Source organism: Sanguibacteroides justesenii, assembly GCF_003204205.1.
Lineage (GTDB): Bacteria > Bacteroidota > Bacteroidia > Bacteroidales > Marinifilaceae > Gabonibacter > Gabonibacter massiliensis.
The window spans coordinates 412,992-434,503 of record NZ_QJPL01000001.1 but is presented as its reverse complement, the minus strand read 5'-3'; the positions used below and the strand labels follow the sequence as shown (position 1 = coordinate 434,503).

Annotated in this window: 22 protein-coding genes and 2 CRISPR repeat arrays; of the genes, 3 read left to right on the top strand and 19 right to left on the bottom strand. The window is 36.8% G+C overall.

The window, feature by feature from the left end; translation table 11 throughout:
• Window positions 1–154: 154 nt before the first annotated feature.
• The 5 genes from DMB45_RS01975 to DMB45_RS01955 all read right to left on the bottom strand — a co-directional run bounded on the left by DMB45_RS01975 (window position 155) and on the right by DMB45_RS01955 (window position 5,164).
• Complete coding sequence (locus tag DMB45_RS01975) at window positions 155–589, bottom strand: DUF4405 domain-containing protein (RefSeq protein ID WP_041503736.1); 435 nt, start codon at window positions 587–589, stop codon at window positions 155–157.
• A 78-nt stretch (window positions 590–667) separates the two neighbouring features.
• Complete coding sequence (locus DMB45_RS01970; protein WP_082032906.1) at window positions 668–1,249, bottom strand: Crp/Fnr family transcriptional regulator; 582 nt, start codon at window positions 1,247–1,249, stop codon at window positions 668–670.
• A 236-nt stretch (window positions 1,250–1,485) separates the two neighbouring features.
• Entirely contained in the window at window positions 1,486–4,236 is a 2,751-nt protein-coding gene (locus tag DMB45_RS01965) for a peptidase associated domain and porin domain-containing protein (protein ID WP_041503737.1), read from the bottom strand.
• A gap of 80 nt (window positions 4,237–4,316) precedes the next feature.
• Window positions 4,317–4,718 carry a hypothetical protein gene (locus DMB45_RS01960; RefSeq protein ID WP_146216407.1) on the bottom strand — a complete coding sequence of 134 codons (402 nt, stop codon included), beginning with the start codon at window positions 4,716–4,718 and terminating at the stop codon, window positions 4,317–4,319.
• 38 nt (window positions 4,719–4,756) lie between these two features.
• The gene (locus DMB45_RS01955) at window positions 4,757–5,164 is read right to left on the bottom strand and encodes a hypothetical protein (protein ID WP_041503739.1); all 408 of its coding nucleotides are present in this window, start codon (window positions 5,162–5,164) and stop codon (window positions 4,757–4,759) included.
• Between the two features lie 424 nt (window positions 5,165–5,588).
• Here DMB45_RS01955 and DMB45_RS01950 point away from each other — a divergent pair, with 424 nt between their 5' ends.
• From DMB45_RS01950 to DMB45_RS01940, 3 genes are read left to right on the top strand one after another with little or no spacing between them, the layout of a single operon-like run.
• The gene (locus tag DMB45_RS01950) at window positions 5,589–6,434 is read left to right on the top strand and encodes an aldo/keto reductase (protein ID WP_041503740.1); all 846 of its coding nucleotides are present in this window, start codon (window positions 5,589–5,591) and stop codon (window positions 6,432–6,434) included.
• Between the two features lie 4 nt (window positions 6,435–6,438).
• Entirely contained in the window at window positions 6,439–7,260 is an 822-nt protein-coding gene (locus tag DMB45_RS01945; protein WP_082032907.1) for a carboxymuconolactone decarboxylase family protein, read from the top strand.
• A gap of 36 nt (window positions 7,261–7,296) precedes the next feature.
• A complete protein-coding gene (locus tag DMB45_RS01940) occupies window positions 7,297–7,419 on the top strand; it encodes a twin-arginine translocase TatA/TatE family subunit (RefSeq protein WP_235375079.1) in 123 nt (40 codons plus the stop codon).
• 265 nt (window positions 7,420–7,684) lie between these two features.
• Here the strand turns inward: DMB45_RS01940 and DMB45_RS01935 are convergent, their stop codons facing one another.
• The 14 genes from DMB45_RS01935 to DMB45_RS01870 form a co-directional block, all read right to left on the bottom strand.
• Window positions 7,685–9,040, bottom strand: a complete 1,356-nt coding sequence (locus DMB45_RS01935) for an MATE family efflux transporter (RefSeq protein WP_041503741.1) — start codon at window positions 9,038–9,040, stop codon at window positions 7,685–7,687.
• A 194-nt stretch (window positions 9,041–9,234) separates the two neighbouring features.
• Window positions 9,235–9,529: a CRISPR direct-repeat array (repeat unit 30 nt; unit sequence ATTTCAATTCTACTTTAGTTCAATTAATAG).
• Between the two features lie 219 nt (window positions 9,530–9,748).
• Window positions 9,749–9,853 (bottom strand): CRISPR-associated endonuclease Cas2, encoded by a 105-nt coding sequence (locus DMB45_RS01930; protein ID WP_181416477.1) that lies wholly within the window; start codon window positions 9,851–9,853, stop codon window positions 9,749–9,751.
• 56 nt (window positions 9,854–9,909) lie between these two features.
• Complete coding sequence (locus tag DMB45_RS01925; protein ID WP_041503742.1) at window positions 9,910–10,851, bottom strand: HipA domain-containing protein; 942 nt, start codon at window positions 10,849–10,851, stop codon at window positions 9,910–9,912.
• On the bottom strand, window positions 10,851–11,180 hold the full coding sequence (locus DMB45_RS01920; RefSeq protein WP_041503743.1) for a HipA N-terminal domain-containing protein: 330 nt from the start codon (window positions 11,178–11,180) through the stop codon (window positions 10,851–10,853). The genes DMB45_RS01925 and DMB45_RS01920 overlap by 1 nt, the downstream gene beginning before the upstream one ends.
• Window positions 11,177–11,392, bottom strand: a complete 216-nt coding sequence (locus DMB45_RS01915; protein WP_041503744.1) for a helix-turn-helix transcriptional regulator — start codon at window positions 11,390–11,392, stop codon at window positions 11,177–11,179. The genes DMB45_RS01920 and DMB45_RS01915 overlap by 4 nt, the downstream gene beginning before the upstream one ends.
• Before the next feature lie 110 nt (window positions 11,393–11,502).
• Window positions 11,503–12,060: direct repeats of the CRISPR family, unit length 30 nt; unit sequence ATTTAAATTCTACTTTAGTTCAATTAATAG.
• A 219-nt stretch (window positions 12,061–12,279) separates the two neighbouring features.
• Window positions 12,280–12,540 carry a CRISPR-associated endonuclease Cas2 gene (cas2, locus tag DMB45_RS01910; RefSeq protein WP_041503745.1) on the bottom strand — a complete coding sequence of 87 codons (261 nt, stop codon included), beginning with the start codon at window positions 12,538–12,540 and terminating at the stop codon, window positions 12,280–12,282.
• The gene (gene cas1b / locus DMB45_RS01905; protein ID WP_041503746.1) at window positions 12,541–13,545 is read right to left on the bottom strand and encodes a type I-B CRISPR-associated endonuclease Cas1b; all 1,005 of its coding nucleotides are present in this window, start codon (window positions 13,543–13,545) and stop codon (window positions 12,541–12,543) included.
• A gap of 36 nt (window positions 13,546–13,581) precedes the next feature.
• Complete coding sequence (cas4, locus tag DMB45_RS01900; protein ID WP_041503747.1) at window positions 13,582–14,094, bottom strand: CRISPR-associated protein Cas4; 513 nt, start codon at window positions 14,092–14,094, stop codon at window positions 13,582–13,584.
• A 36-nt stretch (window positions 14,095–14,130) separates the two neighbouring features.
• On the bottom strand, window positions 14,131–16,404 hold the full coding sequence (locus DMB45_RS01895; protein ID WP_052634676.1) for a CRISPR-associated helicase/endonuclease Cas3: 2,274 nt from the start codon (window positions 16,402–16,404) through the stop codon (window positions 14,131–14,133).
• Window positions 16,401–17,072 (bottom strand): type I-B CRISPR-associated protein Cas5b, encoded by a 672-nt coding sequence (gene cas5b / locus DMB45_RS01890; RefSeq protein ID WP_041503748.1) that lies wholly within the window; start codon window positions 17,070–17,072, stop codon window positions 16,401–16,403. The genes DMB45_RS01895 and cas5b overlap by 4 nt, the downstream gene beginning before the upstream one ends.
• Window positions 17,069–18,127, bottom strand: coding sequence for a type I-B CRISPR-associated protein Cas7/Cst2/DevR (cas7i, locus tag DMB45_RS01885; RefSeq protein ID WP_041503749.1), 1,059 nt, complete (start codon window positions 18,125–18,127; stop codon window positions 17,069–17,071). The genes cas5b and cas7i overlap by 4 nt, the downstream gene beginning before the upstream one ends.
• A 10-nt stretch (window positions 18,128–18,137) precedes the next feature.
• Window positions 18,138–19,541, bottom strand: coding sequence for a type I-B CRISPR-associated protein Cas8b1/Cst1 (gene cas8a1, locus DMB45_RS01880; RefSeq protein ID WP_041503750.1), 1,404 nt, complete (start codon window positions 19,539–19,541; stop codon window positions 18,138–18,140).
• A 510-nt stretch (window positions 19,542–20,051) separates the two neighbouring features.
• The gene (locus DMB45_RS01875) at window positions 20,052–20,777 is read right to left on the bottom strand and encodes a DUF5036 family protein (protein WP_052634678.1); all 726 of its coding nucleotides are present in this window, start codon (window positions 20,775–20,777) and stop codon (window positions 20,052–20,054) included.
• Window positions 20,778–21,009: 232 nt separating this feature from the next.
• Window positions 21,010–21,375 carry a DUF488 domain-containing protein gene (locus DMB45_RS01870; protein WP_041503751.1) on the bottom strand — a complete coding sequence of 122 codons (366 nt, stop codon included), beginning with the start codon at window positions 21,373–21,375 and terminating at the stop codon, window positions 21,010–21,012.
• Window positions 21,376–21,512 lie beyond the last annotated feature (137 nt).

The following is a 21,512-nucleotide window of genomic DNA, read 5'->3' as shown; positions in this document are numbered from 1 at the left end:
CCATAATGTCAAATTTCAAATTAATTATTCCAAGTATCGTCTCCGATTATTTAATTCATTTTTCCATACACTCCACCATATTTTCCATAATTCAATTAATAGGGCTTGTCTTGAAACCGGAGGGAGCAGTAGCACCCATTTCAATTCGAAATCATTAGACAGTTCTCTTTTTTAAAAATTTGCGTAACATCGAAATACGTTTGAAGATATGGCCAATAGATAGTACACTCGTTACAATCCCTATTTTATAATGCCATAATCCTATATTGGAGTTCGCCCCGTCCATACAGAGCAAAACGATACCCGTGACCGTAACAAATACAAACAGCACGGATAAACATAACGTACCCCTGCTTTTCTTTCCTACTCCTTTATTCACAATTCCCTTGTACCAATTCCAGTGTGTTGTTATATGGCATATTCCAAAAATAAAAAACAAAAGACTCATCACTACATGAAAAACGGCCCAATTATGCCATATTTCATGGTTGTTTCCATGACCGGCAACGTGCAGTTCTATTCCGGTATACAAGGAAAAGATAAACGAGGGAATTAATAACCAGTCTATTAAAAAAATATTCTTTATCATGTTTCTGTTTTTATGTAGACGGGGCCAAGTTCGCCATTTTATCAGAAACGAGACGATAACAATTGTAAAGAAATGGCATTAACGCCTATTCCTAATTCGGGACAAGGACACGGGGGTAATTCCAAGATAAGATGCTATATAATGCTGCGGAATTCGCTGTATGATGTGGGGACATTCTTTCAATAATTCCTTATATCGTTGTGCCGGAGTGCTCTTTATTCGAGAAAGGAATAATCGTTGATAAACATGAAAACGATCTATGAGTTTCTCTTCATACACTTTTCTTAACAAGGGAATCTGCTCGACAAGAGTGTAAAAATGCTCCTTTTTTACAGAGAAGACCTCGGATGGCTCTATACTTTCCAATGAAAAAAGACTCGGTTGACTTTTGTACAGGCTATCAAACGAAGCCACAAAGTCGCCCTCAAAAAAAAATTGAAAGGTAACATCTTTCTCCTCGTTGCAGAAAAAAAGGCGCAAGCAGCCTTTTCTAATCAAATACAACGTGTCGGCTATCTTACCTTCATTTAGCAATATTGTTTTTGAAGGAAGAGATAACCCATTGACATTCTTACAAAAATGCTCTAAAATACAACATTCTTTCGAAGACAATTTTTCTACCAAAGAGCCAAATAAGTTGCTTGAACAGTCGTTTATCATATTTGCAAATATAAAAAAAGTATGTATGGTATACCTCTATGAATGGGCTCTTTTTTATATCTCTCGGGAACGGTTTCCGGAAATTAAAACAAACCTCGAGAATCTTCCTAAAGATCAAATAAATTATTCAAAACCATACTATCCCGTTTTCATTACCACGATATTGCAAGATCAATATTAAAAACAGAAAAAAACTATATCATTCCTTTCAGATTAAAATGTAAAAAATATCTTCTTTATTTGGTGTTGTTAAATCTGTATTCAAACGAAAGTGAAAAATAAGAGGAGGATAACTGTCGCCACGTATTATTAACATACTGGTCATTTACAGAAGTCACAAAATTAGTTGTGCGATCAAGAATATTATAAGCATTAAAACTTACCAGACCTTTACGATTTTTGAATACCCGACAGCCCATAGAAGCATTTAGAATATGGTTTTCCACGGTTTTCGAATAAGTTCCTTTGAGGTATTCAAACGTGTAAGAGCTTGTCAAATAAACTCTTTTAAGAAAATCCCAACGGAATTTTGCTTTCAATACCTCATTTACCCCTTCATCTATTTGCGCGTTACCGTTTTCAAACCATCGGTATCGAGTGTCATTGCTAATTTCACCCCTGAATTTAGATGATAAATTCATAACCAAATTTGCCGAAAAATTACTAATTTGTTCATGGGTACGGACCAATCTATCTTCAATGCCGACTTGTGGATTCTGATAATGATACTCCAATTTAAAATCAACGATAGATTTGATTTTATCCCAACGAACTTTATAGGACAAATTGGCTCCGGTTCGCAAAAAATCATCGGCATTCACCGGAATTGTCAAAGTAGCTCCTGCCGGTGCTTCATAATTATCGTATTGAGGAAGAACTGTCGAATTTTTGAAATACATACGACTGTAAACTATGCTGTTATGATTTATCGAAAAGTCTACACCGAAACTAATCGCACGAGGGATATTTTGTTTACGATTATATGAAGTAAAAGACACGATGTACGTTTTAGAGTCTTTAAGATCAGGATTACCCGCAAAAAGGAACATGGGATTATTATCATTTATGACTGTTATCATATGACTGTTAGAAGGTACCGATTGCGAGGTTGACAAAGATATATCATAAGTACGCCTCGTGAAAGAATAGCCGTAAGTGATGGCCGGGAGAAAAGCGTGAAATGAGCGATACACTTTATCATAAACAGGTAACTTATCTCTCCGGTTCATAAAAGTGCCGGTATATGCAAGATTTACATTTAATGAATGTTTTCCATTACCAAAATAATACACAACATCCTCATTAACAATTGTTTGACTTGAGGTATAATCAACTGAAAGAGAACGATCCATATCTCCGGTAATCCTATTCAACGCCACATTATAAAAGGACAAGTTTTCATATTTAACTTTAGAAATAAAAGAGAACGATCCCGCTTTTTTAAAATTTACATTATATTCAACACTCGGTACTATATTCCAATCAGGTCTTTTGGTAGTTATATTTAATACGGTTCTCTCTTTAAATCCAACGGTAAAAGTGGTATCGTTTCGAATTTCATTACCATTTGACTTATTAATATTCGAATAAACGGATACTTTCAACCCTCCGATCCCTATATTTTTAGTAAAACTTACTGCCGGACTTATGTTTACGCTATTATTATCAGAATGACCGACTCTTTCTGTTTTTGTTAGCAAAACATCATCTCTGTAAGTATCTGAATAATAATCCGAAAGATCTGCACTTTTATAAATTCCGATGTCACAAGAGGCATCTATATTAACTTTTCGTTGCTTCAGGTAATTGTATTCCAATTTAATCCTGTGATTTTTCTCATCGTTTTCATTATAATTAAAATTTTCAGAGAATTGCGATTGGAATTGATCGGTTGGAAAATAGTTTATGTTCGATAAACTCTCTTCCGTCGAGTATTCATTACCATAATCATAGGATACAGCATAACGGTTCGATTCATTTATGGTACTATTAACTTCTGCCCCGGCATTCCATTTTCGCGTATACCCGGAAGGGGGAGACCAAATAATCAAATTACGATTGTCAATTCCTCCTTTCAACCTTATTTGTTGTTGCTCCCGGTAGAAACCGATATCTCCATTCGCGCAGTAGCGCTCCTGTCTGCCACCGTCTATATCTTTGTTTTTATCCAAACCACCCTCAAGCATCATATTTCCCGCCAAGTAAGATGTGAATTGTTGGAAAGTCATAACATTAACAACCTTCCTTTTCCGGGCGTTATCTCCACGTAAAATTTCATCTTTTTCATCAACTTCGTCATAAATCGCCATTACTGAAGCGTCTTTCGCATCAAGAGATTTCATCAGGGTCCTAACATCGTCCCCAAAAAGCATCCGCCCGTTCACCAACCCCTTCTCGATTTTCATTTTACCTATATATACATCGCCTTCCTCCGTAACCTTGGCTCCCGGAATTTGCCGAAAAATCTCCAACAGATTATCTCCCTCCATGTACCTGAAAGCCTGTGGATATACCATTAACGTGTCTCCTTTCTGTTTATACATTTCCCTGCGCACCTGAACGACAACTTCATCAATTTTTAACGTGTCCGGAATTAACTTGATTTTACCGAAATTCACCAACGGTTGATCCTGAGAAAGAATCTTTTTAAATATTTTATATCCCAAATGAGTAATTTCTAACACCCAACGTTTATCCTTATCGCAATAAACACAAAAATAGCCGTTTTTATCCACCGCAAAAGTTCTTACCGAAACGTTCGCTTTATTCGGGTTTACAAAATGAATCAACGCTCCGGGCAAGGGCTCATTAGTCACGGAATCCACTACAATAGCTTCATAAAAAATCATATTATATCCTATTAAAGTTGAAGAATTAAGCCTTACCCTATCCTCTGTAGTCAATTTCCCTTGCCATTGGGCCTTAACCATAGTGACTGGAAACGAAAAAATAAACAATTGCAGGCAAACAAATTTAAAAGCTTTCATAAACGTCTCACCATTTTATAGTTTGGAATACCAACAAAAACATATCGTAATCCGGGCCGAATACATCGGCCCGAATACTTTTAGTTTGCTGAAGATGCTGTCACAGTTATCGGTATAGTTTTAGATTCTTCAATTGCATCTGACCAACGACCATTTTCTTTAACCTTTACATTAACAGGAACATTCACATTATAAGTTCCAGATGTAGGAATAGTAATTCTAAAATTTATCTCAACCTTTGTCTCCGTTTTCGATTTCTCTATTTTCTGCACCATTGTCCCATCAGGAAAGCCGGTCGGAATTTGACATTTTACATCTATCGGATTATCACATTCGACAACAATAACAATCACGCATGTAGTACCCTGTTCAACTGATATACTATTAGGAGAAATAGTTATAACTGGCCGAGTTACAGGAGCTGCCGCCGATACAGGCAACATAATGAATATTAGGGTGATAGCGAAAAGTAATTTCTTCATAAGAACGTATTTTAAATCATTAACAACCATATAAATCCTTATAATACTTCAACTTCTTTTTTTATTACTTTAACAACAACTGTTTCGGTCACAGTTTTAGTAACTGTAGTTTTACCATCTTTGTAAGTCACATCTATTTTAAAAGTTAAAGTATATGTACCTGGTTGATCTATTTTCATATCAACTTGTGCTTCATACTTTCTATCACGTTGGTTTATAATCGAAGCTTCAAGTACACTCCCTGATGGAAAACCCGTGACATCAATAACGACCTCTTGTATAGTACCTGATGATAGTTCGACTAATACGTTAAAAACACATGTCTCTCCTACATTTACTTCTATAGATTTAGGAGAAACTTTAACCGTTGGAGCCGCAGTTACCCGAGAAGGCAAATAAGTCAATGCGAAAACGAGCGTCGCTAAAATCAATAATAATTTTTTCATAATTAAATAAGGTTTAGTTAATAAATCACAAGATGAATAAAATCACATTGCTATTTTGCAAATTAAACGAAATAATAAGTTATTCGAAATATATTAAATCACACAAATCATACAATTTAAGTTAAATACATGAAAATAAATTAAACAATTTAGTTTAACAAACTTTCAGATGATTCGGCATGTATCAAAACAATCTGCCCTATCCTTTTCATCGACACGACAGTCTGTTTCGTACTGACCGATGAAATTGGTTATTCAATCCGTAAAATTGATATCAACGGAATGAGAACTCTTCTGTAATTTTGTAATAGATAAACTGGTAAATCGACAGATAAGCAAAGTGAGTTATTGAACGGAAGGGGGAGAAATAACCCTAACGCATTCATTATAAAAGAATAGAATCAATAAATAACGACAATAAGACATGGAAACAGTAAAATTACACAATGGCGTTGAAATGCCGATACTTGGTTACGGTGTTTACCAGGTAACACCCGAAGAGTGCGAACGTTGCGTAACCGATGCCTTGCGTGTCGGTTATCGCTTGATCGACACGGCACAAGCCTATTTCAACGAACAGCAGGTAGGCGATGCCATCCGGAAGAGCGGAATCGCCCGTGGAGAAATCTTTCTTACCACCAAGATATGGATTACCAATGGCGGCGAAAAAAAAGCGATGAAATCCATTAACGAATCCCTGCTTAAATTACAGACCGATTACGTGGATCTTTTACTCATCCACCAACCGTTCGGCGATTATTACGGAACCTATCGCGCGATGGAGGCTGCTTATAACGACGGAAAAACACGTGCCATCGGCGTGAGTAATTTCTATCCCGATCGCTTTATCGACCTCGCGGAACACGTGAAAATCAAACCGATGGTCAATCAGGTGGAAACTCATGTGTTCAACCAGCAGTTCAAGGCTCAGGAAATCATGGAGAAATACGGAACTCGAATCATGTCGTGGGGACCTTTTGCCGAGGGCCGAAACAATATGTTCCACGACCCTACGCTGATGAAAATCGGTAACGAATACGGTAAAACCGCCGCACAGGTTGCTCTGCGTTATCTGATTCAACGGGGCGTAATCGTGATTCCCAAATCCACCCGTATGGAGCGGATGCGTCAGAATATGGAAGTGTTCGATTTCACGCTCGCCGATGACGACATGTCGGCAATCGCCGCTTTGGACGAAGGCAAAACCCTCTTCTTCTCGCATTACGATCCGGAGTTCGTCAATTTTTTACTGACTTTAAAAGCAGATTGATTTTATGAAAAAGATAATTTTTATATTCATTGCGATGCTTACGACATTTACCAACATTACACTTATGGCTCAGAATAAAATAACCCAAACTGCCGGACGCACCGTTCTCGGTGAGTTCGCCCCAAAATTTGCGGCACTCAATGACGATGTTCTTTTCGGCGAAGCCGTCTGGAACGATTCCACGCTCAGTCTTCACGACCACAGCATGATTACCATCTCTATCCTCCTCGGCAAAGGAGTGATCGATTCCTCTTTCCGTTCGCATCTGGAGATGGGCAAAAAACATGGCATCACCCGCCGTGAGATTGCCGCGTTGTTGACACAAGCAGCCTTTTATGCCGGCTGGCCCAACGCATGGGCAGGGTTCTGCATGGCTAAGGAGGTTTGGGCGGACGAGGATGCGGTAACGGAGAAAGAACGTTTCCAGCAGGAGATGATTTTCCCTATCGGCGAACCGAACACGGCATATGCCGAATATTTCGTTGGCAACAGTTACCTCGCCCGTGTATCGAATTCGCAGATTCCGTTCGCTAACGTGACATTCGAACCGCGTTGCCGTAACAACTGGCACATCCACCGGGCAACGAAAGGCGGCGGTCAGATGCTCGTCGGCATGGCCGGATGCGGCTGGTATCAGGAAGAGGGTAATCCCGCACAAAAGATCCTGCCCGGCACGGTCATTCATATTCCCGCCGGCGTAAAGCATTGGCACGGTGCGGCAGCCGACAGTTGGTTCGCACACCTCGCCTTCGAGATACCCGGAGAAAATACCTCCAACGAGTGGCTCGAACCGGTGACGGACGAAGAATATGACAAATTAAAGTAAGGACATATAAGAGATTATGATTTCGGTGGTCTCGGAATGCAAGAGGTACTTGTTATCGCTTCGGTCGTACTGCTGTTTTTCGTCGGTAAAAAGATTCCCGAACTCATGAAAGGTATCGGGAAAGGTGTACGCTCTTTCAAGGAGGGAGAGAATGAATAGTATCGAGAACAAAATCGAATAACCGGAAATCGTATCGGAACGAGTTGAGATGCCGGAACAGTTAACCAGGGATGATTCTCGGGGTTTAAAATAATCTTTGAGAACCGTCCCCTTTGTTTCCTATATTACGTTTTACAACCCGATTCAACACGCGTGTTTCCACTCCGTACAGTTTTAGCAATCAACTATTTTCAGAATATCAACACCTCCGGGGCCAGCCTGAGGGACAAAATCAAGTACCCATTTAATATTGGAATTTTATTTATCAATTAATCTCGTTTCTCAATCGATACTCGTTTATAGTTTTACGATAATAGGCTAATCCGATTATATCAGCCAAGAACCAGCCGATAGGAATAGCCCACCAGATTCCCACGACACCGATAGACGGAATATTTGCCAACACGTAAGCCAAAATAACACGAGTTCCCAGAGAAATGACCGTCAATACCACGGACATCGCCGGTTTTCGGACTGCACGGTAAAAACCGTACAACAGGAAAAGACAACCTATCCCGCAATAAAATACCCCCTCTACACGAAGATACTGCACTCCGATAGAGATGATTTCCGTTTCATCTGGTCGTACAAAAATCAGCATCAACGGACGGGCAAACAAAAACACGAGAACGGAAATAATAACACAAAAAACGGTAGTAGTCATAATAGCACTACGAATCCCACGGCGAATACGGTCTGTCTGTTTAGCTCCGAAATTTTGAGCAATAAAAGTTGAGAAAGCGTTACCAAAATCCTGTACTGGCATGTAAGCAAACGAATCGATCTTAACCGCAGCAGCAAAAGCTGCCATTACAGCAGTACCAAAGCTGTTTATTAATCCCTGTATCATCAATATACCAAAATTCATAACGGATTGTTGAGCACATGTCAGCATAGAATAAGAAGTAATCTCTCTTATAGTAGGCCAATCTAAATGCATATCCGTACGTCGTATTCTAAGTTCCGGAAATCGTTGAACAGCATAAATACACAATCCGATAGCCGATACAGCCTGAGAAATAACCGTGGCAACACCGGCTCCCATAACTCCCCAGTCAAAAACGAGGATAAACAGGAGATCGAAGACAATATTTAATACTACCGCTATGGCTAAGAACCATAAAGGAACGATGGAATTCCCGATCGCACGTAATAGCGATGCATAGAAATTATAAACAAAAGTGAAACCTATTCCCCAAAAGATAACCCATAAATAATCATACATCAGGTCATACAACTCTTCGGGCACTTGCAGTACACCGATAATCTGATCAATCCATGTAAAAACAGCTATATTAAGCACAACCGTTACCAAACTGATCAATACTAATGAAACATAAATACTCCGTCTTAAGGCTACACCGTCTTTTGCTCCATACCGGAGAGAGAATATAGCCCCACTCCCCATGCATAAACCGAGAAGCACAGAAGTAAGAAAAATCATCAGCGTATAAGCCGAACCGACTGCAGCTAACGCATCCGCACCCAAGTATCGTCCAACAATCAACGTGTCAGCCACATTATAAAACTGCTGTAACAGATTTCCTACTATCATGGGAACCGCAAACAAAAGCATCGTCCGGCTGATAGGTCCTACCGTCAAATCAATGGATTTCGTCATTAAAATCAGGTCTTGTTTTTACCGGCGCAAAGGTACATAAATAAACGATAAAGCATCTCCTCCCCTTACGCTCTCCCCTTCCTCGACGAATCAGTCTTATTTTTCTATCACCAATTGCCTAATCATCGAATTCACCAATCCCTTGTTCAATCAATAGTAAAACACACCTTATTAATTATAACAACCCCTCAATGATTTCAATTCTACTTTAGTTCAATTAATAGATATCGAACTACATTAAAGAAAAATGTATAACTATAATTTCAATTCTACTTTAGTTCAATTAATAGTAAAGATAAAGTACTTATAACAAATTCAGACCTGGAAATTTCAATTCTACTTTAGTTCAATTAATAGCAGGTCTCTCCCCCGCTCTTGCCTATTCGAGTTTAAAATTTCAATTCTACTTTAGTTCAATTAATAGCTCGTTACCTTCAGGCTCCTTCTGAGGTTAAAGCTATTTCAATTCTACTTTAGTTCAATTAATAGCCGTTATAAAATTAATTAAAACAGACAAAGAATCAAATAGTTATACTTTGTCAGTATCTTATTTTCTGAGGTATTTTTCAGTCGACCTCCAATTCGTTGATTTTACCGGGAGGTCGACGACTTCACCTAATCTACTTATTATCAATATGTCAAAGAACTTTAGGCTTCGTTCTTTATTCTCGAGTGTATCTTTTTCACCATTATATCAAAAGGTCGACTTCATAAAAAATTAGAAATGCTGGCTCTTTCATCCCCGATGATCTCTTTCTGTAGCCATTTTTCATCCCGGCTTTTAAAGACGATTAAACTATCTTTATCATCCATAAGATTTTTAGCCTCTATATTTAATTGTTCAAACCTCTATCCAATTATCTATATATTTATTCCTTCATTAACTCAAAATTATTTTTAATGAGCTCTTTAAATTCTTCTTTCGTTTTTTCCTCTAAAAAAGAAATATCAATAAATTCGAGCCATTTGGATAGAACCTTTTCAAACTTCTTAAAAATATTCCCAATGATTTTATTTTCCAATCCTGTTAATTTCATAGCCATTACAAAATCAGATTTACCTATTTTTCTCTTTTTTCCATTGAGAGTTAACGCTAATTCTTCGGAATCCAAAGGAAGCACCAACTTAGTAGGCAATAGATCATAAGCTGGTGTCAGCACGTAATTATAAGGCTTTATGCTATATAAAGAAAAGTTTTTCAAATGCATATCCGAATTTCCCGTTATCCACGCAAAAAGCACTTCCTCCCAAAAGTTAATCACATCTAATTTAGGCGTAGCGGAATACTTGAGAATACATTTAGCTATCTGCTCATACGAACCCTTATATTTATATTCAGTAAGCTTTTCCGTTAGCTGACACATATCTTCCATCGCATACTTCTGCCCTCTTGCATTCCGGTCAATACGTTTTGTAATATAACATAATTCCCCATCTTCAAAACGGATCAAAGAATGAGGAACGACTCTAATTTTAGCAATTTCTGCTAAATGCATTGTTAAATCCTCTAACTCTGGCAATTGTTTATAATATCGACTCTGTGGCTTCAAGATATAGCATCCCCATAAGCCGACGATAGTAAACCTTTTAGAAACTCCTTCTGCTTTTTCAATATTTAAAGAGAGTTTAGGCTGTACTCCCGTAAGTGTAGTTTGACTCCTCACGACCTTTTTAGCAAGTTTCACTAAATCTTTCTTGTTATAAGGAAGAATAGGAGGTTCTTTGGAACCATATATTTTTTTAGAACATTGAGAATGATAATCCATCATTTGGTTATCCAACTCCCGATAACAGTATAAACATCTCTTCATTAATTACCCTCCTCTCTTTTAGCGACAACACTCACATTTCCGATACAATCCTTACAGCAAGCCAAAAGAAGTGCCATGCGGTCACGGCTATTAATTTTCCAACTCTCTTCTGCGATAGCTAATAACCAACCTTCAGGAATTAATCCGTCAAAAAATGGAAATAGTACAGAACTCCTATAAGGTGTCGAGACAATAGGAAGAGTTAAACTAACAGGTTGTGAATCATGTTCCGAGACATATTCATCCATATAAGTGAATGTGAACCCATTCTCATCTTCAATCAAAATCCCGGCTAATTGATTGCCAACATAGATCTCAGCTTTTTTCATAACTTATCTCTTTTGGCCGGTACAACACCTACTTCACTTCCGAACAAAATAAGAACCTGATTTACTTTATCTAATCGAAGTGTTTCTTTTCCTTGTTCCAACTCACGAACAAAGCGCAGACCGACACCTGCTTTCTCAGATAAATCCACTTGCGTAAGCCCTGTCTCTTTACGCATTTGCTTTACATATCCCGCTATAGTTTGGTTTTTCATATTATACCCGTTTAGGTACAAATATAGCAATTATATTCATATTATACCTCATGGGGTATAAAATTATTAATCTAAAACTTCTTTACACCCCAAAGGGTATAAAATAAAAAATCTCAATTCTACTTTAGTTCAATTAATAGCTCGCCGAGAATCTTGGATGCTATATATCTTCGCTTATTTAAATTCTACTTTAGTTCAATTAATAGTGTTTCGATTAAGAAGTTTGCCTCTTGAATATCGTGATTTAAATTCTACTTTAGTTCAATTAATAGACTCCTGCCTTTACTCGTATTAGAGAGTATTTTGATATTTAAATTCTACTTTAGTTCAATTAATAGAAAAGGGGGGATAAAATGCCGCAATTATCTGACCTCATTTAAATTCTACTTTAGTTCAATTAATAGTGGGCCGCTATTCAACGATTATTCTCTGACAAAGTCATTTAAATTCTACTTTAGTTCAATTAATAGGTACTGGTGATCTTTTTGCCGAATTTTCCTCTGATATTTAAATTCTACTTTAGTTCAATTAATAGTCAAAAGATTTATCAGGATCATTTTCGTTTTGAACAAATTTAAATTCTACTTTAGTTCAATTAATAGACGCTTGGTATGATTTCTCATCTTTGTGCTATTGCTATTTAAATTCTACTTTAGTTCAATTAATAGTCGTTATAAATTTAAACAAAATCGACAAAGAATCAAATAGTTATACTTTGTCGATAGACCGTTCTTTGAGATATTTTTCAGTCGACCTCTAATTCGTAGATTTTACCGGGAGGTCGACGACTTTATCTAATTCGTTTATTATCAATATTTCAAAGAGCGTTTTATGTTAATATGCATTTACGGAACCCTCTTTTTAATCGTTAAAACAAGAGGTCGACTTCATAAAAAATTAGAAATGCTGGCTTTTTCATCCCCGATGATCTCCTTTTGTAGCCATTTTTCATCCCGACTTTTGAAGATAATCAAACTATCTTTATCCTCCATAAGATTTTTAGCTTCTGCATTTAATTGTTTCAACTGCACTTCGGATATTTCTCCTTCAAAGACACTATTCTGAATCCAAGAAAGATAGCGACGACATAATTTCAACATCTTAGAGGTTCGCTTTTGATCCACGTCGTAAACCAATATCACATACATTTACCACCACATTTTTAAAGGTTTATACTCTTCTATATTCAATAAATGCTTTGTCAATTTATAACACTCTAACTTGATCAGGTGTTTATAGCTTACATGTCGACCCAACATTTTATGTTTAATCGTCTCTTTTACTTTGTTTTCCCATTCTTGAGAAACTTTTTTCATAGAGGAAGGCTTTAAAAGACAACCATTTAATTTCTGATCAAAATCAGATTTCTGAATTTGTTTACGATTAAACATCGAAAAAATCAACCGATCGGCCAATATAGGTTTAAAAATCTCTGCCAAATCCAATGCTAACGAATAACGCCTTTCTCCCGGCTCATGCAAAAAACTAATTGTTGGATTCAACTGCGTATGATAAATAGCATCCAGGCAAACAGAATAACACATACTATTAGCAAAAGAAATCATAGCGTTCACTTCATTCGAAGGAGGCATCTTACTCCTGTTACCCATAACGAAGCCATCGATAATAATATCGAAAGCCTCATAATAAGTTTGTCGGATATTACCTTCGATTCCCATTAATTCAGGTATTTCTATTGCAGTTTCAATTAAAGGAATATAATTTTCGATCCTGTTTATTTGTGACAAAGTATCTTTGGCTCGATTGTTATAATATTTCAGATTTTTCAACATATTAAAAGCCGCTCCCTGAATAAATCGCCGGGCAATGGCCATTCGTTTATCTTTACGAATATAATGTTTCATCTGTGCAATTTGCATCCTACCGGATAACAAATAATCTTTAGGCATAAAAGAACCGGTATAGTGTTCATAATAATCAAAAAAATGAACAGCTATTTGATTCTTACCCAAAAAATTATACATGGCACTATTGGCATCCAAACTACCGAATACAAATAAATTATCGACTGTTTCGACAGGGATATAACGAGATTGCCCTTCTCTCCCCTCCTCATCTACAGGCGTAAATTTTAACGTATTGTCCTTTCGAATCAAGCGTCCCGGATTAAACAAATAATATGTTCTTTTCATGTATCTTCTTTTTCCATTATAATCTAACAGCTTATCTTATATTTCTTCTTCTCCGGCATAACAAAACTCATAATATGAACATGAGCCACATTTACGTTTAGGTATTCTTTCCGGACAATTTTCCGATTCTATTATTTTAAGAATCTCCACTTCTATTTCCCGCAATCTTTCCCGGTCGCCCTCTTCCAATTCAACCCTCAACGTTTCCCGCAGCAATGGATATTCCAACAGGCCAATAACCCCTTCGATCCCTTCTTTCTCAAAAAGATTGATGTAATACTTTACCTGCCAGATATGGGCTTCTTCTTTTGCCGAAGATTTTTTTATTTCATGAATAACTCTATCACGAGGATCATAAAAATCAATAACCGAACCTCCAATGCGAACCTCATCGTAACGAGCAGCTCTATTTGAATAGGAGGTTTCATGTACTAATTTACCTTCAGTAACGATATCCGAAGTATGTTCCATATTTATCCCATTTGCAAAAAGCCAAAGTTTTCTCAAGCAAATATAATAATAGTTGACGTGAGTAGCTGTTATATACATAAATATTCGTTTTAACACTAATTGATCGTTTTTCTCTTACAAAAAACAGTCTATTTCGTCTTGCTCTATCTCATTTTTCAACAATCCTAATTCTTTAGAATATTTCCTATTTATCAAATAGGTATATTTATCATACATTTTTCCCGTTAGACCAGATGTAAACACAAATCTTTCACCGTATGCTTGTTGCTTTTTTAATAAACCGACAAAACTTCTCTCGTTTAGATTCACTAATAATCCCTCGGCTTTCACGAATTGATTCGCCTCCAAATACTCCTGATACGCTCTTCTTAAAGCAACTGGTAATACTTGTACTCCAGTAAATTGTTCATGAAATTGCTCCTCTCGTTCAGAAGAATATTTTAAAGGAGACAGTTCATGAAACACCGCATATTCTAATAAATTCACAGTCTGTTCGTATTCTTCTTTGGCTTCTTTATTCCAATCAGGATAAACAAAATTAATAGCATCCTGTAAATAAGTCTCTTTGATTACTCCCCCTTTTCGCTCTATTCTCATCAAAACTTCCAACGTTTTAAAAATTACGATTTCATCCCGATAAATATATTTATCAGTCTCATTTCTCTCTTCAAAAACACAGCAATCACATAAATCTTTTTCCCGTTTCCGGTTAACCCGTCCAAATCTCTGAATCAAGGCATCTAAAGGAGCTGGTTCTGTATAAATACAATCATAATCGATATCTAAACTTACTTCTATAGCCTGCGTCCCGACTAAAAGCTTTACATCACGATCTTTTAAAATTTTCTCTTTTGCAAAACGATCTTCTGCATTAAACGATCCATGTAATAATACTTTCTTTTGGGCATCCAAAGCATGATATATTTTTTGAGATTCAGCTATAGTATTACAAACAACTAATACCTTCCTGTCTTTATCCAATCTTCCCTGTATTTCATCCAACGCATCTTCCAATTTTCCTTTTCGTACGTGAATTCGATGCCGTGTAAATTTCTCATACAAATCTGTCGAAGCTTGTATATGGGTATAATCTCCCAGTACCTGCTCCAACTCCTTACACATGAATTGAGGCAATGTAGCCGTCATGATAAGTACCCTTGCGTTCATATAACGAAGCATAAATTTCAATAATACGATAATTTGAGCAAAGATACGTGGATCATAAGCATGGATTTCATCAAAAATCAAATAACAGCCACTCCATTCAAACATCCCTTTTTCAAAGCTTTTTAATCCAAATAGATGCTTTAATAATTGAAACGGAGTCACAATTTTTAAAGGCATTTGTAAAGACTTGAAATCCTCCAATAACTGTTTCCTTTCTTCCCCAGATAATACATCATCTTCCTCTGACATCCGATACTCCAAGTACTGAGCTAATTTACCATGCAACATCCCAACCTTTTTTTCATCCTTACTCAGCTCTTTATCTAACCGCTCGTACATGGCATTAATCGAAGCCGTAAATGGCAAAATATAAAATACCCGTCCTTGTCCTCTTTCTTCCATTTGTTTTCGTAACCACAACAAAGCTGTTTCCGTTTTTCCGGATCCGGTCGGGGCATTCGTGATCACGTTACCAATAGTTTGGAAGGCCATCTGTTGGTGGAAATATAAAGGATAACGAAATAAAAAATCAAAATCTTCTGTTTTTAATTGTGCTAAAGTTTGCATTCCTGCAGAAGCCATATGATCACATTGCTTCATTCCCCCGACCAATAATAACCTGTCCATAAATGCCGAATCTATGATATTGGGGCTCTCTCGCATTAAACGACGAATACAGTTACTGATATCAAAATTTTCTACTTCATCGTTCCATGTCCCTATATAGGTAACTACAAGTTCTTTGACGATAGCATAATCGATTTTAGCACACTCCTGCATGAACTCGACTAATCCGTCTACGTACTCTTCCAACAGTTCATTCTCGTTTTCCGTCTTATAATTCTTACTGATAAAATCGAATAACTCGTTCAATTGTTTATGATGTCCCGCAACAGCGTAGGACAATGCTTTTCTCTCCTCTTCTGTTATTTTAAGAGCATACAAAAAATACAGAGAAAACAACTCGTGTCTTTGTTGATGCCATTCGTGTTTCTTTATTTTTCGCAACAAACGCTGAAACTCAGGGTGAGCTTTGCCAAGATCGTGCATAACGACAGCTCTATACAGTTGTTTCCAAAAATGATCTCTGTCCGATACGGGCAAATTAGGAAAACAAAACCGCAATTGCCGATAAATATTCAAACAATCTTCAATATGTTGCTTTAAAGTAATTTCAGGTTCTGATTTTGCCAGAACCTGAAAATTAGTATCTATATTCATTTTTCAAAAATAAGCTGATGAAGATAGATATCTACCGGAGAATTATCTATGACATCCCTATATGCTTTTATGTTTGTTTTTCCGGTTTTTCCGAAACATGAAATGACAGAATAGGGCTCCGGACCTATATTTCTACGCGGAATCTCGTCGGTAAAATAATTAGATAATACCTGTATTACTCCCGGTAAAAAATTCCCTTTAAAAGGGACAAGCTGCCCTTTTATATGTTCAGCACCAACAATTTCTTGCAATTCAATCTCCTCGATCAATTCTACGCTGGCCAAATCGCTACTTCTTCCCAATACCAAAGGAAAATAGGGCTGTTTAAAGTACGTCACTAACGCAACATCACTTAAATAAACATACAACCGACAATCAAACAAGAATTCCCGCTTTATAACATTAGATTTTACTTCATTTTTAGGCGTTCCTTTGTCCGTTCTCTCGATCTGGTAGATCGTTTCTAAATCTACTTCTTTAGCTCCATATTCAAAATAATATCCTATCTCCAATTTTTCATGATTCAAATATTCTCCAGCACAAGCATTCATCAAGCCCAACACAGTACTTACAGGCGGGACTTCAAGCGTCGGCTGATACCCTGAAAGAATATTCGGATATCTGAAACTCGCTGTCCATGAACTAATCTTGATTCGGTATAATTTCATTCCTCCAATTGTTTTTTTATTTGTTCACAATAAGCATCAATCACCTCATTTACTGTTCCCAAAACAATCAAATCTTTATGTTTTTCGGCTAAAACATTTAAACTTTCATTTTCATCATCCCAAAAACCGCCTCGCTTTCCTATATATACTTTTCCTATAATAGTCTCCCGATAATCTTTAATAACCTCTTCTATACCATTTACATTTAACCTCGCAATGCCATCTCGAATTCCAGTCGTAGAAGCCACGTGAGAAAAAGGATGATTGCCCGTATTCGTGGTTGCCAAGATGATAAACTTTGGAGTTACGTCTCCCATATTATCCGTTTGCATTGCACCTCCCGAAATATGTTTCAATGCCTTTATCGTATCGACAGCACGGCGGATTCTTTCCGAACCCTTCAATCGAATCAGTTTTTGATTACGGATAAAAGGATCTTCTATTTCTACTCCACCCTTCTCTATCGCTTCTTTCTTCAATGTATCGGACAGATTCATATAGCCGGTTTTATTATAATTGGAAAAAGTTCCGATCATACTTAAATCCAGACTAAACATTCCTTTCATCACGGCACTATATTCCTGTTTCGTATAGGGTACGGAATCGCCTTCCTGACGGGCCATACTCGACCAATTTTCGGCTAAAGAGACAGATGCGACAGATACAATAGCAGAATTTCTCAAAGGCGAAACACGTGTTACCGTGATATTTTCTTTTTTCTCTTTTCCCTTATTGTCCTTCACTATCTCCGTTGCGGCACGCATATACCCGAACACATCGTCGTCAGGATACGTAATAGGATCCGCATTCGTGTAAGCAACTTTAGAATCGCGAATTACCGGAGATAATACCCATCCGCAATTTTTTTGTAACGCTTCGCGCCACCAATATCTCCAAGCTTGTCCGGAAACATAGACGTATGTTCTACCATTTTTTATGATCGTTTTCGTGGCAACACCGTTATCATTTAAAGTCGAAGTACTTTTCCCGGCATTATTCAATGCTACCACATCCACATCCAAAAGGACAAAACCCTGTGTTTTTAAATTTTTCATAGTCGCATGTTTATTCGTTTATATTATCGTCATCATCAATATCTTCTGCATTCAGATAAATGCCTTTTTCATGTAATCTTTGATAAATAGCAATCAAGAAAACATCCCTTACGTCTCTCCAATATACATCTTCCGGAAAAAGATAGAGACAATATTCTTCCACGGTGATAATCGGCGGATTTTTTAATTCCATATTCTTAGGGAGGACTTTATTTATTAAAAAACGACTTAAAGCCGAAGACGTTTTGGCATTCTTAATTTGTTGAATACACTTACCTATCCGATCTTTCCCTTCAATTTCTATCACAAAATCGGCTAATTGCAATAATTTTTTCTGTGCTTCTTGTTTCATATTTCTAATTAAGGTTAGGTATTTTTTTACGATCTCTATATTAAAATCGTGTTTTTCACTCCAATTTCTGATATAAGGTAAAATAGATTCTTCGTTTAACAGACACTCGTAAATCCGGTTAAACCACGTTTGATACTCAACGCAGTTTATATTTTCTATTTTATCCTTTTTTTCAAAATCAAAATTCCGGGTACTCTCGTTGTATTTCGCTCCTTTATACTCCGAATTCCGATAATACGCTTCAACAAATCGATTCCAATCTTCTTTATATTCTCCTCTTTGGGTAAAAGCATAAAAACGGAACAAAGTTGCAGGGAGCGTGTATATTTTTACATCCGGACTAGTACTGAAATTAGTAAAATGATAAAGGAGCAAAGAATAATTCCTAATTTCATATTCTCGTTCACTATCTCCAAATACCTTATCAATAAAGCGAAAAAGTGCCGTTGTCGGAGCCCGGTATTTGGACTTTAAAATTCCTTCCGAAACATTAATTGCCAATGCATGCAAATTTTCGCTGCAATTAGTAGCAGCGAAAAATGCGGTCAATTTATTATCATTACTATGAATCAAAGCTATTCGTCCCTGCAATGACATGCAAGCCAAAGGAACAAAATGATTACGAATCAATACTTCCTTGGATACCATAATTCCAGCTTCGAACGTATTATGAAAATTGACAAATGTTCCCGAACCGGATAAAATGGAATTATTCCGACCAGCTGGGAATAATTCTGTTTTTTGTCCGGTTATTCGACAAATTCCTTTTCCTATAGCCCCCTTTCCTTCTATCAATTCCCGAAAGTACTTCATTGTCTCTTCTATTTTCCGCCCCCCTTTAAAAGCAGATTGAGTAATCTTAGAATTCAAGAAAAAATTATATATATTGGCATCCCACCGATTAACATAAATCTTAGATACCTCTTCTATCAATTCCAAAATATCCTTATCCGGATATCTTTTGGCAAACTCCTCCAAGGCATATCCCCCCGCATCGACAAAAGGATCACCCGTCGGCTCTGTCAACCATCTATAATTTACATTTTCTATTTGCTGATTCATATAGCTTTAATTATATTTTGCAAAACTCTTTCCACAAATTCAGTTAATCTTTTACGATCGCCGACAAAACTATCACCAGATAATACACTACACTATCCATTCATATTTATTTAAATACATCCGAATTTTCACATATTAAATAGCAAACTTATTTCGCCCTTGAATATAATTACTATATCGACAATATCAAAAAAATTACATAATTTTTTAAAATAAAATAGTAATATTCCTTTTACATAAACCAAATCAGCATGAAGTATACTATTTACTATACAATACAAGATCATCAGATAGTATTTATACTATCTTTACACGACATTAAACATACAAACAAACCGTCATTATTTTAGCCAAATATTTACCCAAGAAAGATTTTAACACAATTGTGTTTTTTATTTATAGGGAAATATAAGGATCGAAATTTATTTTGAAGTCAATCATGCATCGATCGGCATATAATTAAAAAGCCCCGGCATTGAATTACCGGGGCTTCTTAATTTATTGCATTACTTACTGGGCCGTGAAAGTCAAATAAGTAAATGTATTGCCCGTTCGCAGGTACAAATACAAGGTTCTATGATAACTATAATTTCTTATCTGATTTATAGTCAGATATTTTACGACCTTTCCTTGTTCCTCTTCTTCATAAATGCTACAATCGAAATATTCTTCATTATCCGGGATGATATACTCGATATCCTTTAAGCGGGTAATGTCGATTTGCAACCGGTAATTATAAACGAAAGAACCGATATCCGTTCCGGGTTCTGGCAAAACATCATTGGATAATGTTACGGGAAGGTATTTCACTTTTATTCCCGTGTTATCTTCCATAGCCGATTCGATGTACATTTTATAATAGGTATCTTTTACCCTGAAGGCTTTATTTCCCGAAGGAAATTCCATTATCATATCCTGAGAATAGATCAAGTAGCCATGACTAACCGTGGCTGCGATTTCCGTGGCAGTAGCCAATACTTTTATATCGCTTACATGGCCTAAATTGGGCATTCTTCCTAAATCGGATATCCAAACCCCTCTTCCGGTAAGGTTATTCGATTTATTTAAGTAGACACCGGATTGACCGAGCATAACCTTTCCGTTATCTTCATTGAGCATATTTAACGTAATCGTACCCTCCGGCTCAACAATCGTTTTATCATCATCACTACAACTTACAAAACTACACACACTCAGGAATAACAAAAGCATTCCCCATAAATTTCTTTTCTCCATTTTTCAATTGACTTTAGTTTGACACACGATAATTTTACTTCGTTTCCAGCCTCAAAAATAGAGAAATATTAGACATTCGTTCCAATCTCTTCGATATTTAACAACAAAAATAAAGATTCCAGCAACGTAAAGATTGAGGATTTGGAGATTTAGGGATTGAATCATAAAATCGCCTAATCTCAGCATTCACCTAATTTAAATTTACAATTTAAAATTAAATGAATGGTAAAATTTATGATTTTGACAGCTCCTTTTCGAGGAAGGATTTTAGAACTTCAGCGTGATTGTGTTCTTTGTTCCGAGAAGCATACAAAAGGGTGACGACGGAATAGGATTTGATAGCCTCGACAAATTGGCGGGCCGCATCGGAATGTTCCAGTTCCTTCCCGTATGTAGAGGCAAAATCATTCCATCGGTTTTCAGGATCGACATGAAACCATTTGCGAAGGTCGGGCGACGGGGTGATCTCTTTGGCCCAGATATCGTAGTGAAAGTCTCCTTTTTTCATACCTCTCGGCCATAAACGATCCACAAAGACCCGTACTCCGTCTGTTTTTTCCGGATCGTCATACACTCTTTTCAATTGTATTTTCGTCATCTCTCTTCTGTTTTATCAGCTTCCCGTATATCCATTCATACCGGTTTATCCGGCCAAAAGTTACGTTTTTAACGAGTTTCCGGTCTATAAAAAAAGTCCGTGACAGCCTAAGGGTATCACGGACTTTCGTTTCGTCG